The organism is Carboxylicivirga fragile, assembly GCF_050589805.1.
Taxonomy (GTDB): domain Bacteria; phylum Bacteroidota; class Bacteroidia; order Bacteroidales; family Marinilabiliaceae; genus Carboxylicivirga; species Carboxylicivirga fragile.
In genome coordinates this window covers 1-17,013 of record NZ_JBNGOY010000002.1, presented here as the reverse complement: position 1 = coordinate 17,013, position 17,013 = coordinate 1, and the positions used below count along the sequence as shown (strand labels likewise).

Below are 17,013 nucleotides of genomic sequence, written 5' to 3'. Positions count from 1 at the left end.
CTAATTGCATTGCGCAATTGCTGAGTCTATAGATGATTGAATATCTTTTATATTGAATGGTTTTCTGAAATATTTGATAATTAATCCACTTTCAATCGCGTGCGTGATTTCATCATTTATTTCAAAACCAGTTAAAATGAAGTATTTTTTATTTGGGAACTGTTCTTTGGCTTTTTTAATAAATTCAATACCGTTCATTCCTGGCATTTTCATGTCACTTACAATAATCAATGTGTCCGGATTCTCTTTAAGAATTTCCAGGCCTTTAGAACCATTTTCGGCGGTATAAACATCATAATGTTGTTTGAAATTAATTTCGAATAGCGTAAGGTTTATGGCTTCGTCATCAACGTATAAAATTTTTGCTTTGTTATTCATTGTCATTTTCCTTTGGTAGTTGAACAATAACTTGTGTTTCAATGTTCGGTTCCGATGTAATTTCCAGAGTACCATTGTGGCTCTGAATGATTGAATAGCATATTGATAAGCCTAGTCCTGTGCCTTTACCTGGAGGCTTTGTGGTGAAGAAAGGATCAGTAACTTTAGTCAGGTGTTCAGCCTTGATGCCGCAACCGTTGTCAGTAATTTTAAGGACGATATTGTTGGGGTTAAGAGAGGTCCATATGGTAATTTTCCCATTGTTATTTATCGCCTGAATGCTATTGTTTAAGATATTAAAAATGGCCTGATGAAGTTTACCAATATTTCCTTTAATATGCGGTGTTTCACTATGGTAAGTCTTTATTACTTCTATTTTGTGTTTGAGTTGATTGTGTAACATCACTAAGCAGTTATCGATGATGGAGTGTATGTCACAGACTTCATTAAAACTGCTGTTGGTACGATTAAATTGGTTGAGCCCCGATACAATATTTGTTACTCTCTCTATTCCGGTATGTATGCTGTTAAGGAATACATCTGTATTGTCTTGCTCATTACTTCCATATTTCTCAAAATAATTGCTAAGGCCAACATGTGCTCCCATAATGTAGTTTAAAGGATTATTGATTTCATGGGCGACGCCAGCAGTTAGCGTACCTAGTGAAGCCATTTTCTCCGACTCAATCAGTTTTGCTTGGGTGTTCTTTAGGTAAATTAATGTGTTTTTTAATTCGTTATTTTGATCGTTAATAAGCTTATTTTTTTGCTCAAGTTCATTGTTAGTTGTCGATAGTGCTTCATAAGCCTGATTAAGCTTATTTGTCCGCTCTTCTACAAGTTCGTTTAAATGTTTTTGGTGTTTGTTTAACTCCAGGTTTTGCTTTTCAAGTTTAGTAATGAGTTTCTTAAAGTAGTTTTTATAAGAGTCAAGAATTATAATAATAACGAATGATAAAATTGCTAGAATCAGAAGGTGTATGATCCAATGCGAAATGCTATTGACGCGTTCGCTCAAATCCACGTTAATTCTTAATGTATCAGAAGTAAATGCGTAGGCTATTCCGATATAAAATGCCACAAAAAGTATTGTAAGTAGTAGGTTGAGGCGATAATTTATTGCTAAGGTTAGAAATAATGGTAGTAATATAAACAACATCGTGTTGTGCGAATGGAATCCAACATGAAAGATTCCTTGTGCCCATAAAAGAAATACGGCTGTTATTACAATTAATGATTTGAGTACTAGCGAAACTTTATGTCGAAAATACCATACTATCCAAAGTGTTGATATTGCTACGATATCAATAAGTAAACGAATGTCAGGATTGTGTTCTTTGGCCAGAATGTTCTGTATGATTGTGATGAGTAGACCCGCACATCCTCCAAATAGAATGGAATAGTCGATGATTCGATGTTTTATATCTTTGATTGCAGTCTTCTTAGCCATTAACATTCATTTGTTTTGTGATCGACTATTTTCAAACTCGGATAGTTAGCACGTGTGATTACCGACTTTACTTAAAGATATTATAATTTTCTTGATTATTGAGTTTGCCGTCAGAATGTGTTGATCAATGCTTCCAATCTTAATGCTTGAAGCTTTGGTGTTGACCGAATTAGTGAGCTTTAACTGACTGGTAGAATTCTTTAAGCAAGGACACATCTTTCTCCAAAGCATTTCCAACCACAATAATGTCGGCACCGGCTTGACAGGCAGAAGCAATTTTTTCTTTGGAATTTAAACCGCCGCCTATCATTAAAGGAATGTCTATTTGGTTTTTTACGTCTTCGATCATCTTTTTCGGAATGGGATTAATAGCACCACTCCCAGCATCCATGTATATTAACTTCATGCCTAGGTATTGCCCAGCCAAAGCCGTCGCTACAGCAATGTCACTTTTATCTGCAGGAATTGGAAGCGTTTGGCTTACATATTGAACCGAAGTTATGCGTCCTCCATCTATTAAAAGATAACCTGTTGAAATAGCTTCTGTATCATTAGCTTTAATCAAAGGGGCAGAAGCTACGTGATGACTTATTAAAAATTCTGGATTTCTGCCTGATAATAAAGAGATATACAAAAGAGCATCGGCATTTGAAGCGTATTGTGATGAAGAGCCTGGGTATAAGATGATGGGTTGATCGATCACTTTTTTAAGATTATTAATAAAATCGAAGGTGTCGGTACTCACTAAGCTGCCACCAACTAGTATGATGTCGGGTGTAACTTTTTGAAGTACTTGACTAAGCTGAGTGAGCGATTTATTTGGTAGTTTATCAGGATCCAATAAAATAGCAAGTTGCTTTTCACCTCTTTTATATTTCGAAATTATTTGATCGTAAACCATTGTTGTTAGCATGTTGAAAGGTGATAAACTAATATGTAATTGTTGTTCACCTCGTAATTAAGCTTTAATTGCTTGTCAATTTGTTTGAACCAGGTATGAGTGTCAAAACTACTTTTCGTTTTTAGTTCGAATGGTAGTATTCTAAAATCATTTTTAAAGATAACACCATATTCATCAAAGTACTTGTAAAGGCTCTCTTTGGCTGACCAAATTAAAGTTAAAAAAGTTCTTCTATCCTTTTCGGTAAAAAATAATTCTTCTTTTTCGTGAACGAATTTATCGGCAAGTTTGTCAATTCTATCCGTACATAATTCAATATCTAGAGCGGTCGTATCGTCTGAAACAGTAACAGCTACATAGCCAAATGTATGTGAAATGCTGATGTGTTTGTCGCTATTACTCAAAAATGGCTTACCATTCGAAGTATAGTCAATGGCAGGATAGTGTTCGAGTATTTCTTGAAGCAATATGCGAGAACAAAGCCATTCCTTCTTTCGTTTTTCAATCCGAAATTTTTCAAATGTTTTCCGGTCTTCAGCACTTAAATGAATAAGTGAATGAAGTTGCTCTAATGATTCTGTGAGATGCCAGACCGCAACCTTGTTGTGCTGGTCATGTTCGATGATGCGTTCTAAAGGCATGCTTAATTATTTTTCCATTCGATGGTTTCAATAAGGTGAATCATGTCTTCCTTTATGAAATCAATTACAGGAGCTAAGCTATCCTTATTTGGGATGGAGTTAAAATACAATGATCCTCTTAAAAAATGATGAACACTGTCGGTGGCAAGAAATTGAACGGGAGAGGCTGCGTCGCCTTGAATGTCGTATAATATGCTTAATACCTGATGTTCTTTGTTTTCGAACAAGAGCTCATTAATGGCATCAGCTTTGATCGTGTGTTTATAGGCCAACCTTCTACTGTCTTCTAACAATTCAACAAAGTTATCGTCAATGCTTTTATAGCTCACGTGTATCTGGCTATTGAATTGAGGAAACGATAAGTTTAGCCAGTAATCCTCGGCATTCTTTGAGGAGTCAATTATAACTTCGGCATATTTGGGGTAGCTAAATGTGTATGGAAAGGCAGATTGAAACGATTGATACTCTTTTTCGGGCATTTCAATTCTGAAGTAAGCTCTTGGTTTCGGAGCCTGGTGTCTGCGGCAACTAGTGCTAACGAATACAACTAAGCATATAGCAAAGCAGAGTTTGTATAGCAAGGATGTGTATATTGTTTTCATCTGTTTATATTTTGCTTTTTAATGGCCACATGTAACTCGCCTCCCGATAGCTATTGGGATTAGTCAAACTTTTGTGTGAGATAAAACTCTCTCATGGCTCGTTTCATCTTTATTTCTTTTTCAACTCGAGCTTCACCTTCTTGATGCGTCGGTTATCGGCCGCCAATATCGTAAACTTGAAATTATTAAACTCTATTGTGTCGTCTTTTTTAGGGATTTCGCCTTTTAGTTCCAGTATTAAACCTGCTAAGGTTTCAGCGTCACCTCGTATTGAGTCAAATAAAGTTTCGTCTGTTTCTGTTACTTTATGAAAATCATTGAGCAAAATTTTCGCTTCAAATACAAAAGAACCATCGGGTAATCTACTGAAAACATCTTCATCCTCATCTAGCTCATCGCTTATGTCACCAACAATTTCTTCTAATATATCTTCTAAGGTTACAATGCCTGATGTGCCCCCGTATTCATCTACAACTATTGCCATGTGGATTTTCTGTGATTGAAATTCCTCTAACAGATCATTGATCATTTTGGTTTCGGGTACATAGTAGGCTTTTCTTATAAGATCTTGCCACTTGTACTCGTTTGTCTCGTTTAAGTGAGCTAACAAATCTTTAACGTAAAGCAATCCTTTAACATTATCAGGTGTTTCTTCAAAAACTGGAAGTCGTGAATAACCCGAATCAATAATGATTTGCAAAACTTTATTGTAATCACTTTTGATTTCAACATCCATCACATCCACTCTGGCAGTCATAATTTCTGATACGTCAATGTTTCCGAATTTAACAATGCCTTCCAGTATATCTTTTTCATCCGAAATATCATTTCCAGTAAGCTCCAGAGCATGCGAAATATCGTCCATCGAAAGGTTCTTTACCTTTCGAGCCATTCGCCTATTTACAAACTGGGTAGACTTGGTTAAGATAAGACTGATGGGTTTTAATAGTTTGGTCAATATCCACAGCGGGTAAGCCATTACACTTGCAAACTTCGAAGGTGATTTAGAGGCGTATACTTTTGGTAATATTTCACCAAAGAACAGGATTATACCTGTAATGAAAACTATCTCAACTAGAAACTTTAAAGTTGTATTGCCATCAATTAGTATTAGCTCACTAGCAATTAGCGAAGTTAGAATTACAATGGCAACGTTAACAAAGTTATTGCTAATTAAAATGGTAGCTAATAAGAGTTCTTTGTTTTTTAAATGTTTTAAAATGAGCTTGCTATTCTTTGATTTCTTTTCTTTTAAGATGTCTAAGTCTTTAGGCTCAAGCGAAAAGAAGGCTACTTCCGACCCTGATATTAGCGCAGACGATAATAAAAGAAATGCATTGATTACAAGGGCAATAAATGTTCCTGTTGAGGGAGTTAAAAATTCAATGCCTTTTGATGATGCTCCTAACACAAGGTTAATACTATCTGCTTCCAATCAGAAAGATTTTATAAATTAAAATGGTAAATCATCCGTTTCATCTTCCTTCAAGAAATCGTCATTCTGAGGAGGTGATGAAATGGCCTGGTTTGATTGATTACTTGCATTTGAAGTCGCATTCTGTTGAGGATTTGGTGAGTCCGCACCAGCTCCTGGATTATCTGATTTACGTCCTAGCAATTGAAGATTATCAGTAAATATTTCAGTTGTATAGCGCTTAATGCCATCTTTATCGTCATATGAGCGAGTTCTTATTTTTCCCTCGATGTAAATTTGAGTGCCTTTTTTAACGTAGTTCTCTACAACTTTTGCCAAGCCTCTCCATGCAACAATGTTATGCCATTCAGTTCTGTCCGGAACCGTTTGTCCATCACGTGAAGTAAAACCTCGTTCAGTGGTTGCAATGCTGAAATTTGCAACTGCAACATCATTATCTAGGTATCTCACTTCAGGGTCTTTCCCTACGTTTCCAACTAATATTACTTTGTTAACCGACATGGCTTTTATTTTTGTTAATTTTTACGATTTAAAAGTACAAAACTTTCAGCTTAAAACAAATGCTCTGAATGCTATCTAATTGGCAGATCTTGCTCATTTAGAAAGTTCACAATTAATTGAGGGAAGGCATAGTCCTTATGCTTGTGAGTGTTAAAGAATGTCATGCCCTTGTTAGGTATTTTATCTAGAATTTTGATGTTTGTTCTGAAAAAACGAGCATGAATAATTTGATGGCTCAAGATATGTTTTATTTCAGCTATCATCTTAAAAGATTCTTGAAAGTCTTTTTTTAGCTGACTAGCGCTAAGTTTTTTACTTGACTCGAATAAAGGCAATTCATATAGTTTTTGCCAAATGTCACTTTTTGTTCTTTGGTTCAGAATGATGCCTTCTTCATTATTGATCAGAAAATAATTAAAGTATCGGTGGCGTTGTTTTACTTTTTTGATTTTGATTGGTAATTCAAGGTGTTGGCCAGTTTGATAAGCGACACATTCTTTATTAAAAACGCAGTCGTTACAGAGTGGAGCTGTGGCTTTACAAACAGTGGCTCCCATTTCCATCATTGCTTGGTTATGGAGGTCAGGCTGTTTGGGATTTAAAAGTTCACTCGCTTTTTGCTCAAATAGTTTTTTCCCTTCTGTTGTGTCAATAGGAGTTGTAATGCCATGCAAGCGTGAAATAAATCGATACACATTACCATCAATAACAGCATAGGGCAGCTTAAATGCAAACGAAGCAATGGCCGCAGCAGTATATGGGCCGATACCTTTTAGGCTAATGATGCTCTTGTAGTCATTTGGGAAAATGCCATTAAAATCTGCCACAATCATTTTTGCGGCAGTATGAAGATTTCTGGCTCTTGAATAATAACCCAATCCTTCCCATAGTTTTAATACTTTGTCTTCATTTGCTTTGGCTAATTCCTGTACGTTCGGGAAGGTATCAATGAATCGATGATAATAAGCAGTGCCTTGAATTACTTGTGTTTGTTGAAGTATAATTTCAGAAATCCAAATCTTATAAGGGTCGTTTGTTTGTCGCCAAGGTAAGGGGCGATGCATAGCCAAATACCAGTCTATTAATTGTTTTCTGAAATCCATTTGTGTAATTTTTTATGCAAAAGTAATGCTTTTGTTTTTTTATCTTGAGATTTCATATATCTTTGCATTCTGAATTTTAGAGAATTAGCTGTAAACAATTGATAATAAATAATTTTAAGAGAAAATGACAAAGGCTGATATCGTTAACGAGATTTCAAAAAATACTGGAATTGAAAAGGTTACAGTTCAGAAGACTGTAGAAGCGTTTATGGACACTATTAAAGGTTCATTGGTAAAAGGTAAGAACGTATATTTGAGAGGGTTTGGTTCATTTGTTGTTAAGCAAAGAGCTGAGAAAACTGCTCGTAATATCTCAAAGAATACAACTATTATTATTCCTGCGCACTTCATCCCTTCTTTCAAGCCTTCTAAGAGCTTCGTTACAAAAGTGAAGAATAACGTAAAATAAGTTTAACAATTAAAACGTTACGCCATGCCAAGTGGAAAAAAGAGAAAAAGACATAAGATGGCTACGCACAAGCGTAAGAAGAGGTTAAGAAAGAACCGTCATAAGAAGAAGAAATAATTCTTTGGTCTGAAAAATTAAGCAAACAGAAAGTGATTCACTTTCTGTTTGTTGTTTGTATATTCGTATACAACGTTCTTTGAAATAAAATTGCGATCATATAGTGAATGCAGAACTGTTTGTAGATGTTACTCCCGATCATCTTTCGATAGCATTATTGGAAGATAAACGATTAGTAGAGCTCCGTACGGAGACAAGTAATGTTAAATTTGCGGTTGGTGATGTGTATTTGGGTAGAGTGAAAAAAATCATGCCCGGACTAAACGCCGCTTTTGTTGATGTAGGATATGAAAAGGATGCCTTTTTACATTATCTAGATCTTGGACCTCAGTTTCGATCCCTACAGAAATTTTTAAACATTGCTTCTAATAAAAAAGGAGTTGTAGCATTGCACAAGCTTAAATCGGAACCCGACATTAATAAAAACGGGACCATTCCGGAAGTTCTCACAGCAGGTCAGAATGTGTTGGTACAGGTTGCTAAAGAGCCCATATCAACTAAAGGACCACGGTTAACATCAGAATTATCCATAGCTGGCAGAAACATGGTTCTTCTTCCGTTCTCTGACAAAGTATCAGTTAGTCAGAAAATATCATCTACCGAGGAGAGGAACAGACTGAAGCGCTTACTTCTAAGTATCAAACCAAAAAGTTTTGGTGTAATTATTAGAACGGTAGCTGAAGGAAAAATGGTAGCCGAGCTCGATAAAGAGCTTAGAACATTAGTGAAGCGATGGGAAGAAAATACCTCGCGTATCAGAGATGTAAAAGCACCAGGACTAGTTATTGGAGAAATTGGACGCACCTCGGCATTAATAAGGGATATTCTCAATCCTTCGTTTAATACCATTTATGTAAACGATGAAGAGGTTTGTCACGAGATTAAGGAATATGTGGGTATGATAGCCCCTGACCGACAAAAGATTGTAAAGCATTATAGAGGTGATGCGCCAATATTTGACCAGTTTCATGTACACCGTCAAATAAAGGCATTGTTTGGTAGAACTGTTTCGTTTAAAAGCGGAGCTTATTTAATTATCGAACATACTGAAGCTCTTCATGTAATTGATGTTAACAGCGGAAACCGTTCAAAATCTGCTTCTAATCAAGAGAATAATGCCCTGGAGGTCAATCTGGCAGCGGCTGATGAAATTGCTCGTCAGCTTCGACTAAGAGACATGGGAGGTATTATTGTCGTCGATTTCATAGATATGCAACTTAACGAAAACCGTCAAAAGGTTTTTGATAAAATGAAACAGGCCATGGCGCCCGATCGTACCAAGCACAATATCTTGCCTTTAAGCAAGTTTGGTTTGATGCAGATTACTCGCCAACGTGTAAGACCTGAATTGCATATTCAAACACAGGAAGGATGTCCTACCTGTAATGGAACCGGAAAAATTGAGCCAGCAATATTCTGGCCAAAAACATTAGAAGATGCTGTGAAGAAAGCAGTGCAAGGGCTGAAAATGAAGAATTTGATCCTGAAGGTTAATCCTTTGGTTTATGCTTACCTTAAAAAAGGATTTCCATCTTTAGCATTAAAGTGGAAATTTAAATATAGCAGAGGACTAAAAGTATTTCCTTCCGACTCACTCGGCTTATTAGAGTTCAAGATTGTAGATAAAGAAGATAATGAGGTTGACCTAACTTAGGTCAACCTTTTTTTTTGTGCTTTTTTTTCGTTGTTGGTTTTGTAAGGCTTAACTTAGCCTTACGACAAATTGATCAATGTCATGCAATATTTTTTCAACTTTGAGTCACCCTCTATTAAATAATAAGTGTCTTTAAGGTGAAGAGAGGCTAAAGAGCATGATTCTTGAGATTTAACGCGAAGTTAAAAAGGTGTTAAATTGTAAGCGATGCGATTGGTTTGAGTCATAAAGTTTATAGTTTTCGTTTTTAACACAACCTTAATCAGGTTTTTTAGAAATATAAATTCTTAGCTTTGTGAATATGTATAGAATTAGATATGTAATATATCTTTAATGTCAATTTGAACAAAATGAAAAAAACGCTAACAACGGTTGTACTATTGTTGTCCATATTAGGATCGCTTTTTGCGCAAATGGAGCAACATATTAATTGGAAGTTTTCTACAAAGAATCTTGACGGAAACAAAGTAGAAATCATTTGCGAAGCTTCTGTGGATGAAGGTTGGCATGTTTATTCATCTGTATTGCCTGAGAATACAGCTATACCAACCACTATAGAGGTGGAAGAAAACGATGCTTATACTATTTTGGAGGGCATAGTTGAAACACCAATTCCAACAAAGCATTACGACGAAACTTATAAGGCGGAACTTCAGTGGTTCGAAGGGAAGGCTACTTTTAAGAAAGTAGTTGAGATTAAGCAAAAGGGAGATGTTGTAATCAAAGGTTACATTGAATCAATGATTTGCAACGATGAAACTTGCATGCCACCTGAAATGGTTGATTTTGAATTAAAAGTAAATATAGGTGAGGCCGATGTTGCTACAGAGCTTGAATCTGCAAAAACTGAAGCTGATGACGAGTCTGATGAGTCCTATTGGGGAATCTTCCTATTGGCCTTTGGAGGTGGATTAGCTGCCTTGCTTACGCCTTGTGTATTTCCTATGATACCAATGACGGTTAGCTTCTTTACGAAGCAAAGTAAGACTAAAGCAGCCGGTATTCGCAATGCTATTACTTATGGTTTGTCCATTATGGTAATCTATGTAATTCTAGGTGTGGCTGTTTCCGCTATTTTTGGCGCAAGTGCACTAAACGAATTATCTACCAATGTTTGGTTTAATATATTCTTTTTCCTTCTCCTGGTGATTTTTGCCGCTTCTTTCTTTGGAGCGTTTGAAATAGTAATGCCAAGTTCATTAATCAACTTTACAACAAAGAATGAAGATAAGGGTGGTTTAATAGGTATCTTTTTCATGGCCTTTACTTTAGCCTTGGTGTCGTTTAGTTGTACTGGACCAATTGTTGGCGCATTACTCGTAAAGGCTGCAACTGGTGGTTATATGGGGCCTATTGTTGGGATGTTAGGATTCTCATCGGCATTAGCATTACCATTTGCTTTGTTTGCTGCTTTCCCAGGTTACCTTAATTCTTTACCAAAATCCGGTGGTTGGTTGAATTCTGTTAAAGTGATCCTAGGTTTCTTAGAATTAGCATTTGCATTCAAATTCTTATCGATTGCTGATATGACTATGGGATGGCATATATTAGAACGCGAAGTGTTTATCGCAATTTGGGTAGCTATTTTTGGAGCAATGGGTTTTTATTTACTCGGAAAAATTCGATTGCCGCATGATTCACCAATGGATCATACACCAGTTTCGCGTTTCTTAATGGCTTTGCTTGTGTTTAGTTTTACAATATATCTTATCCCTGGTTTATGGGGAGCGCCGGTTAATTTAATTAGTGGTTTCCCACCTCCAAAAGATTACGCTGAATCTCCGTTTGGAGTGGGTGATCAAACACCAACAGCAGGATTCGTTAGCTCAGATAATCATGGTGGTATGCCGGATGGAATGCATTATGGACCACAAGGTATTCCTGCCTTCGAAGATTACGAATTAGCATTGGCTTATTCGAAGAAGGTTAATAAGCCACTACTTCTTGATTTTACTGGAAAGGGATGTACTAATTGCCGTAAGATGGAGGACAAAGTATGGTCTAATCCGCAAATCAAAAATATGCTGACCAACGATTATATTTTGGTTTCGTTGTATGTTGATATTCGCGAGAAATTAGACGAACCTTATATTTCGGAGGTGACTGGCAAAAAAATAAGAACAGTAGGGCAAAAATGGGCTGAGTTTCAAATGGAGCGCTACCAACAACAAGGTCAGCCATATTATGTAATCATCGACGAAAACGAAAATACCCTAAACACACCAGTAGCTTATGATCCGGATATTGCCAGATATAAGAGCTGGTTAGATGATGGTATTGAAAAATATAAAACAAAGTAATAACTTTGTAATTGAATTGTAGAAAAGCTCCTGTCGTTATGATGGGAGCTTTTTATTTGGTAAGGATGTGTGTTGGTGTAATATATTGGTACTTTGGTAAAAAATAGAACAACAAGGTTTAATAAGCGGATTAAATAGTCTTAATTTTAGTTGTTATACCAGTAAATTGTAAAATGTGCTGGTATTGGCGTTTAAGTAACTTCTATGAAACGAGCCATGAGTGTAAGTTCTCACACACGAGGATGATTAATCCCGATAGCTATCGGGAGGCGAGTTTCATATGGCAATTGAAAGAAAATATAATCATATGAAAAGAATAGTTACCCTTAGTCTTGTAATATGTTTCGTATTGCTTTCTTCTCATGTTAAGGCGCAGATAGATTTCGGCAGCTTGGAAGAAGAGCAAATTTATCGGAAGGGCAATAAATACAACACATGGTCAGTTACGGCGGGTTTTGGCCCCGTTATCTATTATGTTGATGTAATAGATTATACTGTTTTCCCAAGTCATAATTGGAAGTTTGGTCCTACATTAATGCTGAGTAAGCAGTTCAATCGACCTTGGGGACTCGATGCGCAGTTTTTAATGGCAGACATGTATGGTGAGAAAAATGGTCGATACTTTAGTGGTGATTTACTTGATTTCTCTTTAAACGTTACTTTCTCAATAAATCAGTTTGCCATATTTGGGCCTATCAATGACCGATGGAATATATATGGAAAATTGGGATTTGGCTTGGTGTATTTTCGTAGTCGCCAACAAAGCTTGTACGATCGAAACATTAGTGGCGAAGATGTAGCCAAAGATCAATATTTGCAAGTAAAACATGTATACCCATTTATATCTGGTTATCCTGATCCGCATGGCTGGGAGGCGGATGACTATCTGGCCATTGGTTACAATCGACGAGGAGGTTTGCCAGTTAATGAAACCACTAGAAAAAATGAAATTGTTATTCCCTTTGGGTTTGGCGTGAAGTATCGAATTAATAAAAATTTTGATATCGGTGCCGAAGTGTTGATGCGTAGCATGAATGCCGATAATCTGGATGTAAATCTAAGTGGCGCAGATAATGATAGTTATATGTCTACCTCTTTTAATCTCACTTATAAAATTGGCAAGAAAAATAAGAGACATGCAGCATGGACTTATAAAGATTTTAATTTCCAATACAAACGCCAAAGGCAACATGATCCATTGGCGCATCGATTAGATTCGCTGAAACAGGAAATTGCTTTACTCGCTGCGAGCGATTCTTTGAGTGCCGATACAACTACCATTTATACTGAGACTGTAATGTATCAGGAGGGCATTTCAGAATCGGTTTATTTTGATTTCGATAAATCTGAAATAACACGTCGTTCGCATCGTAGTTTAGCTAAATTAGCTCGTGTTTTACAGCAAAATGATCAAATAAGAATACGAATTGTTGGTTATTGCGATGCAAGAGGATCGGTTGATTATAATCTACGATTAAGTCAACGGCGCTGTAAAGCTGTTTTGGATGTTTTGGTGAATGACTATAAACTTGCCCGTGATCGTTTCCAAACAGATCCCAAAGGTGAAAGTGAGTTGCTCTCAGATACAGAGAAGCTTGAGAATGGTTTACACTTGGTGAATCGACGAGTTGATATGTTTGTAATAATAGAATAGGTATGCAAATAAGTAAAGCTAAATATGCGTTGCTGTTAGGGGTGCTTGTAGTTACTTTTTCTGTTCAGGCGCAATACTCAACTGATAATAGAATTATAGAAGAGCACATGCGTTATTCGAATGACAAGGCCTTTAATACTTGGTCCGTGTCATTGGGATATGGCCCCTTAATCATGTACAACGATTTGGCCTCATATACTATCTTCCCGACCCACTGGAAATTTGGGCCAAACATTATGGTGAGCAAACAATTATTTCCCGCATGGGCTTTTGATCTGCAGTTTTTGTCAGGCAACTACCGAGCGGGTAATTCAACCTACTATAGTGAAGGTGATCTATTGGATTTTTCCATTAATAGCCGAACCTATATTAATCAATTGCTGGCAATGCCTGGGCCTATTAATGACCATTGGAATTTCTATTTTAAACTGGGTCTAGGTATGACAGCCTTTCGTACCAGGGTACATTATTCGCATAATGATGAAGTAGTTCATTTTGGTGATTTTGGTGAGGAAAATGAGGATGATGGTTACATTGTATTGGGTTGGGATAAGCATGATCCTTATAAAAAGATTGACCGTGCCAAGGAACTAATTATTCCAATTGGTTTTGGGGTTCAGTATCGACTTAACCGAAGTTTTGATATTGGGCTTGAATCTACAATGCGTTTGTCTTTGGAAGATAAGTTGGATAATATCTTGGTTGGTTCCGAGAATGATAAATATTGGAGTACAAGCATTAGTATATCCTATAAGATTGGTAAAAAGAACAAGCGACATTCCAAATGGACTTATAGGGGGTATGGATTTAATGTGTTTGGGGCTCCAAAAAAAGATCCGTTAAAGAATGAAGTGAGATTGTTGGAACAGCAGCTTTTGGAATATGCGGAAGGAAGAACGGTTAAAACGGATTCAATTACGATTATTAATCATACTCAAAAAATATATGGATCAGCAAGTATTGTGTCTGTGTTTTTTGAGCACAAGAAAGCAAATAATTTAGATACAGAAAGTAAGATTGAAATGGCTACTTTGGCACTTAATATGTTACAGAATCCAGAATGGAAAGCTGTTATCTATGGTTACGCTGATGATGTAGATCAGGCCGATGAAAATTATTCGATTAGTGAGTTGCGCTGTCAGCGAATATTAGATTTTTATGTAAAAAGTTTGGGTTTAGATAGTAGTCGGTTTGAGTTAAAGCCCAAGGGAGAAGAAGATTTACTGTCTGATGATTTGCTAAGTTCAGGAGCCAGGCGAAGTGTTAATCAAAGAGTAGATGTTGTGGTTATTAAGTAGAAAGAAAGTGAACTTTTATAGGTGGGCGGTGTTCTAATTGAACCCGCCTTTTTTTGTCTCGTTTTCTCAGTTGCGTTACATTTAACTTTGAGCTAAGGTTGGTTTAATGGTTTTGATGTAGATTGGGGATATTTATAATTTTAAATTGTACAGATGACTAAAGAAGATAAGATTTGTTTTTGCGAAGGTTTTAGTGACAAAGATTTTATATTTAATGTGTTTTCGGATAAAGGATTTGTTGATAATGCCAATGGCTTTTTAAATACGAACAGCAGTTCTGTTTCAGGAGGAGAGAATGTTAATAAGGAGCGTACTACCCAATTTGATTGTGACGAATGTGCTGTTGATTAATTATGAAAGCAAGTGATTCCCATAAAAATAATATCACCATTTATTATGATGGGTGGTGTAGGTTGTGCACCGGGTTTGTGGGGCGCTTGGCAAGATTGGATAAGTTCGGAAGAATTCAATTTGTTCCGCTTCAAAGTCTTGATGTTGGAGTCAAAACACAAGAAGCAGTTGTGATTAAGCCACAACTCAATATGGATGAAGTTATTCTGCTGAAAAATGAGAACGTTTTTACTGGCGCTAATGCAGTGATTGAGGTTTTAAAAACATTAGGGGGAGTTGCTAATGTTATTGGAATAACTTTAAGCTATCTTCCTTCTTCTTTTAATAATTGGCTATATCGGTTGATTGCACGCTATCGCTATCGTATTTTTGGGCGGGTGCATTGCGCCTTACCTAAGATCTAGCTGCCCCTCTTGTTCTTCTTTGTATTTCTTTGATAAAGTAGCCAATAATTTGCTGAAAATTTTAATGGCATCCTCGGTCTCTTTTGTAACAGTTTGTTGTTTTAATTTCATTAAGAAAGAGCTGTAGATAGCAGTTAGGCAAACTTCGATGGCATTCGAAAGCTTTTCTCCTGTCTTTTTATTGAATTCCTCAATGGTGCCTGCTACCGAGTTGTATAAGTGCTGGTACGCAACTTCGTTTGGCGCCTTCATTAAGCGAAGGTGTAATTGATAAACATCGTTGACAGTATTGATGTTAATCTGCAAATGTCCACTTGTTTGCTTGTTTTCAAGTGTCATCATTTCGCATAGATTGGCCCACCAGTCTCTTATTTCAAGAATTACATCTTCACTTTGCTGATAGCTGCGGATAATATTTTTGTCGATGTTCTCCATTTTAAGTTCATTGGCACGAATAAGATCTTCGATTTGCCACATGTATAAAATGTATTCAGCTATGTTTTCCTTTTTCTTTTGGCGTGCAACTATCATGTTTTTTTATCTTTAGAAATTATCCCAATCACCTTCTTGGAGGCGTTCAATGTCTCGTCTGTCTTTTTTGGTAGGTCTGCCAAGGCCTTTGTTTCTTCCTGAGCTACTTGCTAACTTGGCTAGTTCCAGTGTTTCAAGTTGATCTGGTGCGGTAATGTCTTTTATAAAGTCAGGAGTTAATTTAGCGCCCATTCGTTTTTCTGCTACATCAAGTACCTCGTATGTTCTTATAATAGGAGGAACGCGAATACTAATCTTATCGCCAATTTTAATGGTTCGCGATGATTTGATCGATTGATTATCCATGGTAACGCGTCCTTTCTTGCATGCTTCCGAAGCAATGCTTCTGGTTTTAAACAAGCGAACAGCCCATAGAAACTTATCAATTCGTACTCCCTTTTCCATTATTTATTATTGAATTGATTCATAGCCATGCTGGCTCCAATGGTGCCAAATGCCTTTATAATATCAATTGAGGTTTGCTTACGAGCTTCTAGCGTTGGTTTCTCTTCTGCAGTCCACTTTCCTAATACAAAATCAACTTGTTGTCCTTTCGAGAAATCACTACCAATGCCAAAACGTAATCGGCTGTAATTACCAGTATTTAATGTTTCCTGGATGCTTTTTAAGCCATTGTGCCCAGCATCACCACCCTTGGTTTTAAGGCGCAAAGTTCCGAAAGGTAATGCCAGATCATCAACAATAACCAGTAGATTACTGATTTTTATTTTCTCTTTCTGAAGCCAATAGTTAATCGCCCTTCCGCTAAGGTTGACGTAGGTGTTTGGTTTTAAAAGAATAAATTGTCGTGATTTAAATTTGTAAGTGCAAACAGCACCGTAGCGCTGATCCTTAAATTCAAGCTTGCTTTGTTCAGCTAGCTCATCCAGTACATCAAAACCAACGTTATGCCTGGTTTTGGCATATTCTTCCCCAATATTACCTAGTCCAACAATCAAATACTTCATTGTAGTCTCCTCGTTTTCCTCTGATCTTTTTCTAAATAAAGAAAGTAGTTTTTGTAACATAAGGTTCAATTGATTACCAAATTTATAAAAATACTTCTTCCTAACTTGAACAAGCCAAAACCAAACAGGTTTATGGCTTGTTCACGTTAGTCGGCAAAATTTATGAATGCATACATTTAATTTGAATGTCTAAGTCATTCCCTTCTCATTATTAATAATGCATTACTGCTGATGCGTTAAAATTAGTCACCAAATAATTTTAGTTGTTCTTTGACATCTTGATTGATTTGATATTCTGTAAGCAGTTCTTGTATTG

Annotated in this window: 18 protein-coding genes; 7 read left to right on the top strand and 11 right to left on the bottom strand. The window is 36.5% G+C overall.

Annotation, left to right across the window (positions count from 1 at the left end; all coding sequences use genetic code 11):
- The 8 genes from ACRD7B_RS01070 to mutY all read right to left on the bottom strand — a co-directional run bounded on the left by ACRD7B_RS01070 (window position 1) and on the right by mutY (window position 7,011).
- A complete protein-coding gene (locus ACRD7B_RS01070) occupies window positions 1-378 on the bottom strand; it encodes a response regulator (RefSeq protein WP_430822589.1) in 378 nt (125 codons plus the stop codon).
- Window positions 371-1,828, bottom strand: coding sequence for an ATP-binding protein (locus tag ACRD7B_RS01065; RefSeq protein WP_430822588.1), 1,458 nt, complete (start codon window positions 1,826-1,828; stop codon window positions 371-373). Before ACRD7B_RS01065 ends, ACRD7B_RS01070 begins: the two co-directional genes overlap by 8 nt.
- 169 nt (window positions 1,829-1,997) lie before the next feature.
- On the bottom strand, window positions 1,998-2,741 hold the full coding sequence (locus ACRD7B_RS01060) for a phosphoglycerol geranylgeranyltransferase (protein ID WP_430822587.1): 744 nt from the start codon (window positions 2,739-2,741) through the stop codon (window positions 1,998-2,000).
- Window positions 2,735-3,370 (bottom strand): 4'-phosphopantetheinyl transferase superfamily protein, encoded by a 636-nt coding sequence (locus ACRD7B_RS01055; protein WP_430822586.1) that lies wholly within the window; start codon window positions 3,368-3,370, stop codon window positions 2,735-2,737. The genes ACRD7B_RS01060 and ACRD7B_RS01055 overlap by 7 nt, the downstream gene beginning before the upstream one ends.
- Window positions 3,371-3,372: 2 nt before the next feature.
- Window positions 3,373-3,972: a gliding motility lipoprotein GldD gene (gene gldD / locus ACRD7B_RS01050; RefSeq protein ID WP_430822585.1), complete on the bottom strand. Its 600-nt coding sequence runs from the start codon at window positions 3,970-3,972 to the stop codon at window positions 3,373-3,375.
- A gap of 109 nt (window positions 3,973-4,081) precedes the next feature.
- On the bottom strand, window positions 4,082-5,407 hold the full coding sequence (gldE, locus tag ACRD7B_RS01045) for a gliding motility-associated protein GldE (RefSeq protein ID WP_430822584.1): 1,326 nt from the start codon (window positions 5,405-5,407) through the stop codon (window positions 4,082-4,084).
- 18 nt (window positions 5,408-5,425) lie between these two features.
- Window positions 5,426-5,908: a single-stranded DNA-binding protein gene (locus tag ACRD7B_RS01040; protein WP_430822583.1), complete on the bottom strand. Its 483-nt coding sequence runs from the start codon at window positions 5,906-5,908 to the stop codon at window positions 5,426-5,428.
- Window positions 5,909-5,979: 71 nt separating this feature from the next.
- Window positions 5,980-7,011: an A/G-specific adenine glycosylase gene (gene mutY, locus ACRD7B_RS01035; RefSeq protein ID WP_430822582.1), complete on the bottom strand. Its 1,032-nt coding sequence runs from the start codon at window positions 7,009-7,011 to the stop codon at window positions 5,980-5,982.
- Between the two features lie 124 nt (window positions 7,012-7,135).
- On the opposite strand from mutY, the gene ACRD7B_RS01030 reads away from it, so the two are divergent.
- The 7 genes from ACRD7B_RS01030 (at window position 7,136) to ACRD7B_RS01000 (ending at window position 15,198) form a co-directional block, all read left to right on the top strand.
- The gene (locus ACRD7B_RS01030; protein ID WP_430822581.1) at window positions 7,136-7,420 is read left to right on the top strand and encodes an HU family DNA-binding protein; all 285 of its coding nucleotides are present in this window, start codon (window positions 7,136-7,138) and stop codon (window positions 7,418-7,420) included.
- A gap of 220 nt (window positions 7,421-7,640) precedes the next feature.
- Complete coding sequence (locus ACRD7B_RS01025) at window positions 7,641-9,191, top strand: Rne/Rng family ribonuclease (RefSeq protein ID WP_430822580.1); 1,551 nt, start codon at window positions 7,641-7,643, stop codon at window positions 9,189-9,191.
- Between the two features lie 350 nt (window positions 9,192-9,541).
- Complete coding sequence (locus ACRD7B_RS01020) at window positions 9,542-11,491, top strand: protein-disulfide reductase DsbD family protein (RefSeq protein ID WP_430822579.1); 1,950 nt, start codon at window positions 9,542-9,544, stop codon at window positions 11,489-11,491.
- A 307-nt stretch (window positions 11,492-11,798) separates the two neighbouring features.
- Entirely contained in the window at window positions 11,799-13,145 is a 1,347-nt protein-coding gene (locus ACRD7B_RS01015; protein ID WP_430822578.1) for an OmpA family protein, read from the top strand.
- Window positions 13,146-13,147: 2 nt separating this feature from the next.
- Window positions 13,148-14,443, top strand: a complete 1,296-nt coding sequence (locus ACRD7B_RS01010) for an OmpA family protein (RefSeq protein ID WP_430822577.1) — start codon at window positions 13,148-13,150, stop codon at window positions 14,441-14,443.
- A 153-nt stretch (window positions 14,444-14,596) separates the two neighbouring features.
- A complete protein-coding gene (locus ACRD7B_RS01005; RefSeq protein ID WP_430822576.1) occupies window positions 14,597-14,794 on the top strand; it encodes a hypothetical protein in 198 nt (65 codons plus the stop codon).
- A 2-nt stretch (window positions 14,795-14,796) separates the two neighbouring features.
- Window positions 14,797-15,198 carry a thiol-disulfide oxidoreductase DCC family protein gene (locus ACRD7B_RS01000; RefSeq protein ID WP_430822575.1) on the top strand — a complete coding sequence of 134 codons (402 nt, stop codon included), beginning with the start codon at window positions 14,797-14,799 and terminating at the stop codon, window positions 15,196-15,198.
- Here ACRD7B_RS01000 and ACRD7B_RS00995 read toward each other — a convergent pair.
- From ACRD7B_RS00995 to pth, 3 genes are read right to left on the bottom strand one after another with little or no spacing between them, the layout of a single operon-like run.
- Window positions 15,184-15,729: a DUF4924 family protein gene (locus ACRD7B_RS00995; protein ID WP_430822574.1), complete on the bottom strand. Its 546-nt coding sequence runs from the start codon at window positions 15,727-15,729 to the stop codon at window positions 15,184-15,186. The two genes, ACRD7B_RS01000 and ACRD7B_RS00995, sit on opposite strands and share 15 nt — an antisense overlap.
- Before the next feature lie 12 nt (window positions 15,730-15,741).
- On the bottom strand, window positions 15,742-16,134 hold the full coding sequence (locus tag ACRD7B_RS00990; RefSeq protein WP_430822572.1) for an RNA-binding S4 domain-containing protein: 393 nt from the start codon (window positions 16,132-16,134) through the stop codon (window positions 15,742-15,744).
- A complete protein-coding gene (pth, locus tag ACRD7B_RS00985; protein ID WP_430822571.1) occupies window positions 16,134-16,697 on the bottom strand; it encodes an aminoacyl-tRNA hydrolase in 564 nt (187 codons plus the stop codon). Before pth ends, ACRD7B_RS00990 begins: the two co-directional genes overlap by 1 nt.
- Window positions 16,698-17,013 lie beyond the last annotated feature (316 nt).

Bases quoted from the DNA above. Each gene is read 5' to 3' on its own strand.
- ACRD7B_RS01070 (WP_430822589.1), bottom strand. From the start codon at position 378: ATGAATAACAAAGCAAAAATTTTATACGTTGATGACGAAGCCATAAAC.
- ACRD7B_RS01065 (WP_430822588.1), bottom strand. From the start codon at position 1,828: ATGGCTAAGAAGACTGCAATCAAAGATATAAAACATCGAATCATCGAC.
- ACRD7B_RS01060 (WP_430822587.1), bottom strand. From the start codon at position 2,741: ATGCTAACAACAATGGTTTACGATCAAATAATTTCGAAATATAAAAGA.
- ACRD7B_RS01055 (WP_430822586.1), bottom strand. From the start codon at position 3,370: ATGCCTTTAGAACGCATCATCGAACATGACCAGCACAACAAGGTTGCG.
- gldD (WP_430822585.1), bottom strand. From the start codon at position 3,972: ATGAAAACAATATACACATCCTTGCTATACAAACTCTGCTTTGCTATA.
- ACRD7B_RS01040 (WP_430822583.1), bottom strand. From the start codon at position 5,908: ATGTCGGTTAACAAAGTAATATTAGTTGGAAACGTAGGGAAAGACCCT.
- mutY (WP_430822582.1), bottom strand. From the start codon at position 7,011: ATGGATTTCAGAAAACAATTAATAGACTGGTATTTGGCTATGCATCGC.
- ACRD7B_RS01030 (WP_430822581.1), top strand. From the start codon at position 7,136: ATGACAAAGGCTGATATCGTTAACGAGATTTCAAAAAATACTGGAATT.
- ACRD7B_RS01020 (WP_430822579.1), top strand. From the start codon at position 9,542: ATGAAAAAAACGCTAACAACGGTTGTACTATTGTTGTCCATATTAGGA.
- ACRD7B_RS01015 (WP_430822578.1), top strand. From the start codon at position 11,799: ATGAAAAGAATAGTTACCCTTAGTCTTGTAATATGTTTCGTATTGCTT.
- ACRD7B_RS01010 (WP_430822577.1), top strand. From the start codon at position 13,148: ATGCAAATAAGTAAAGCTAAATATGCGTTGCTGTTAGGGGTGCTTGTA.
- ACRD7B_RS01005 (WP_430822576.1), top strand. From the start codon at position 14,597: ATGACTAAAGAAGATAAGATTTGTTTTTGCGAAGGTTTTAGTGACAAA.
- ACRD7B_RS01000 (WP_430822575.1), top strand. From the start codon at position 14,797: ATGAAAGCAAGTGATTCCCATAAAAATAATATCACCATTTATTATGAT.
- ACRD7B_RS00995 (WP_430822574.1), bottom strand. From the start codon at position 15,729: ATGATAGTTGCACGCCAAAAGAAAAAGGAAAACATAGCTGAATACATT.
- ACRD7B_RS00990 (WP_430822572.1), bottom strand. From the start codon at position 16,134: ATGGAAAAGGGAGTACGAATTGATAAGTTTCTATGGGCTGTTCGCTTG.
- pth (WP_430822571.1), bottom strand. From the start codon at position 16,697: ATGAAGTATTTGATTGTTGGACTAGGTAATATTGGGGAAGAATATGCC.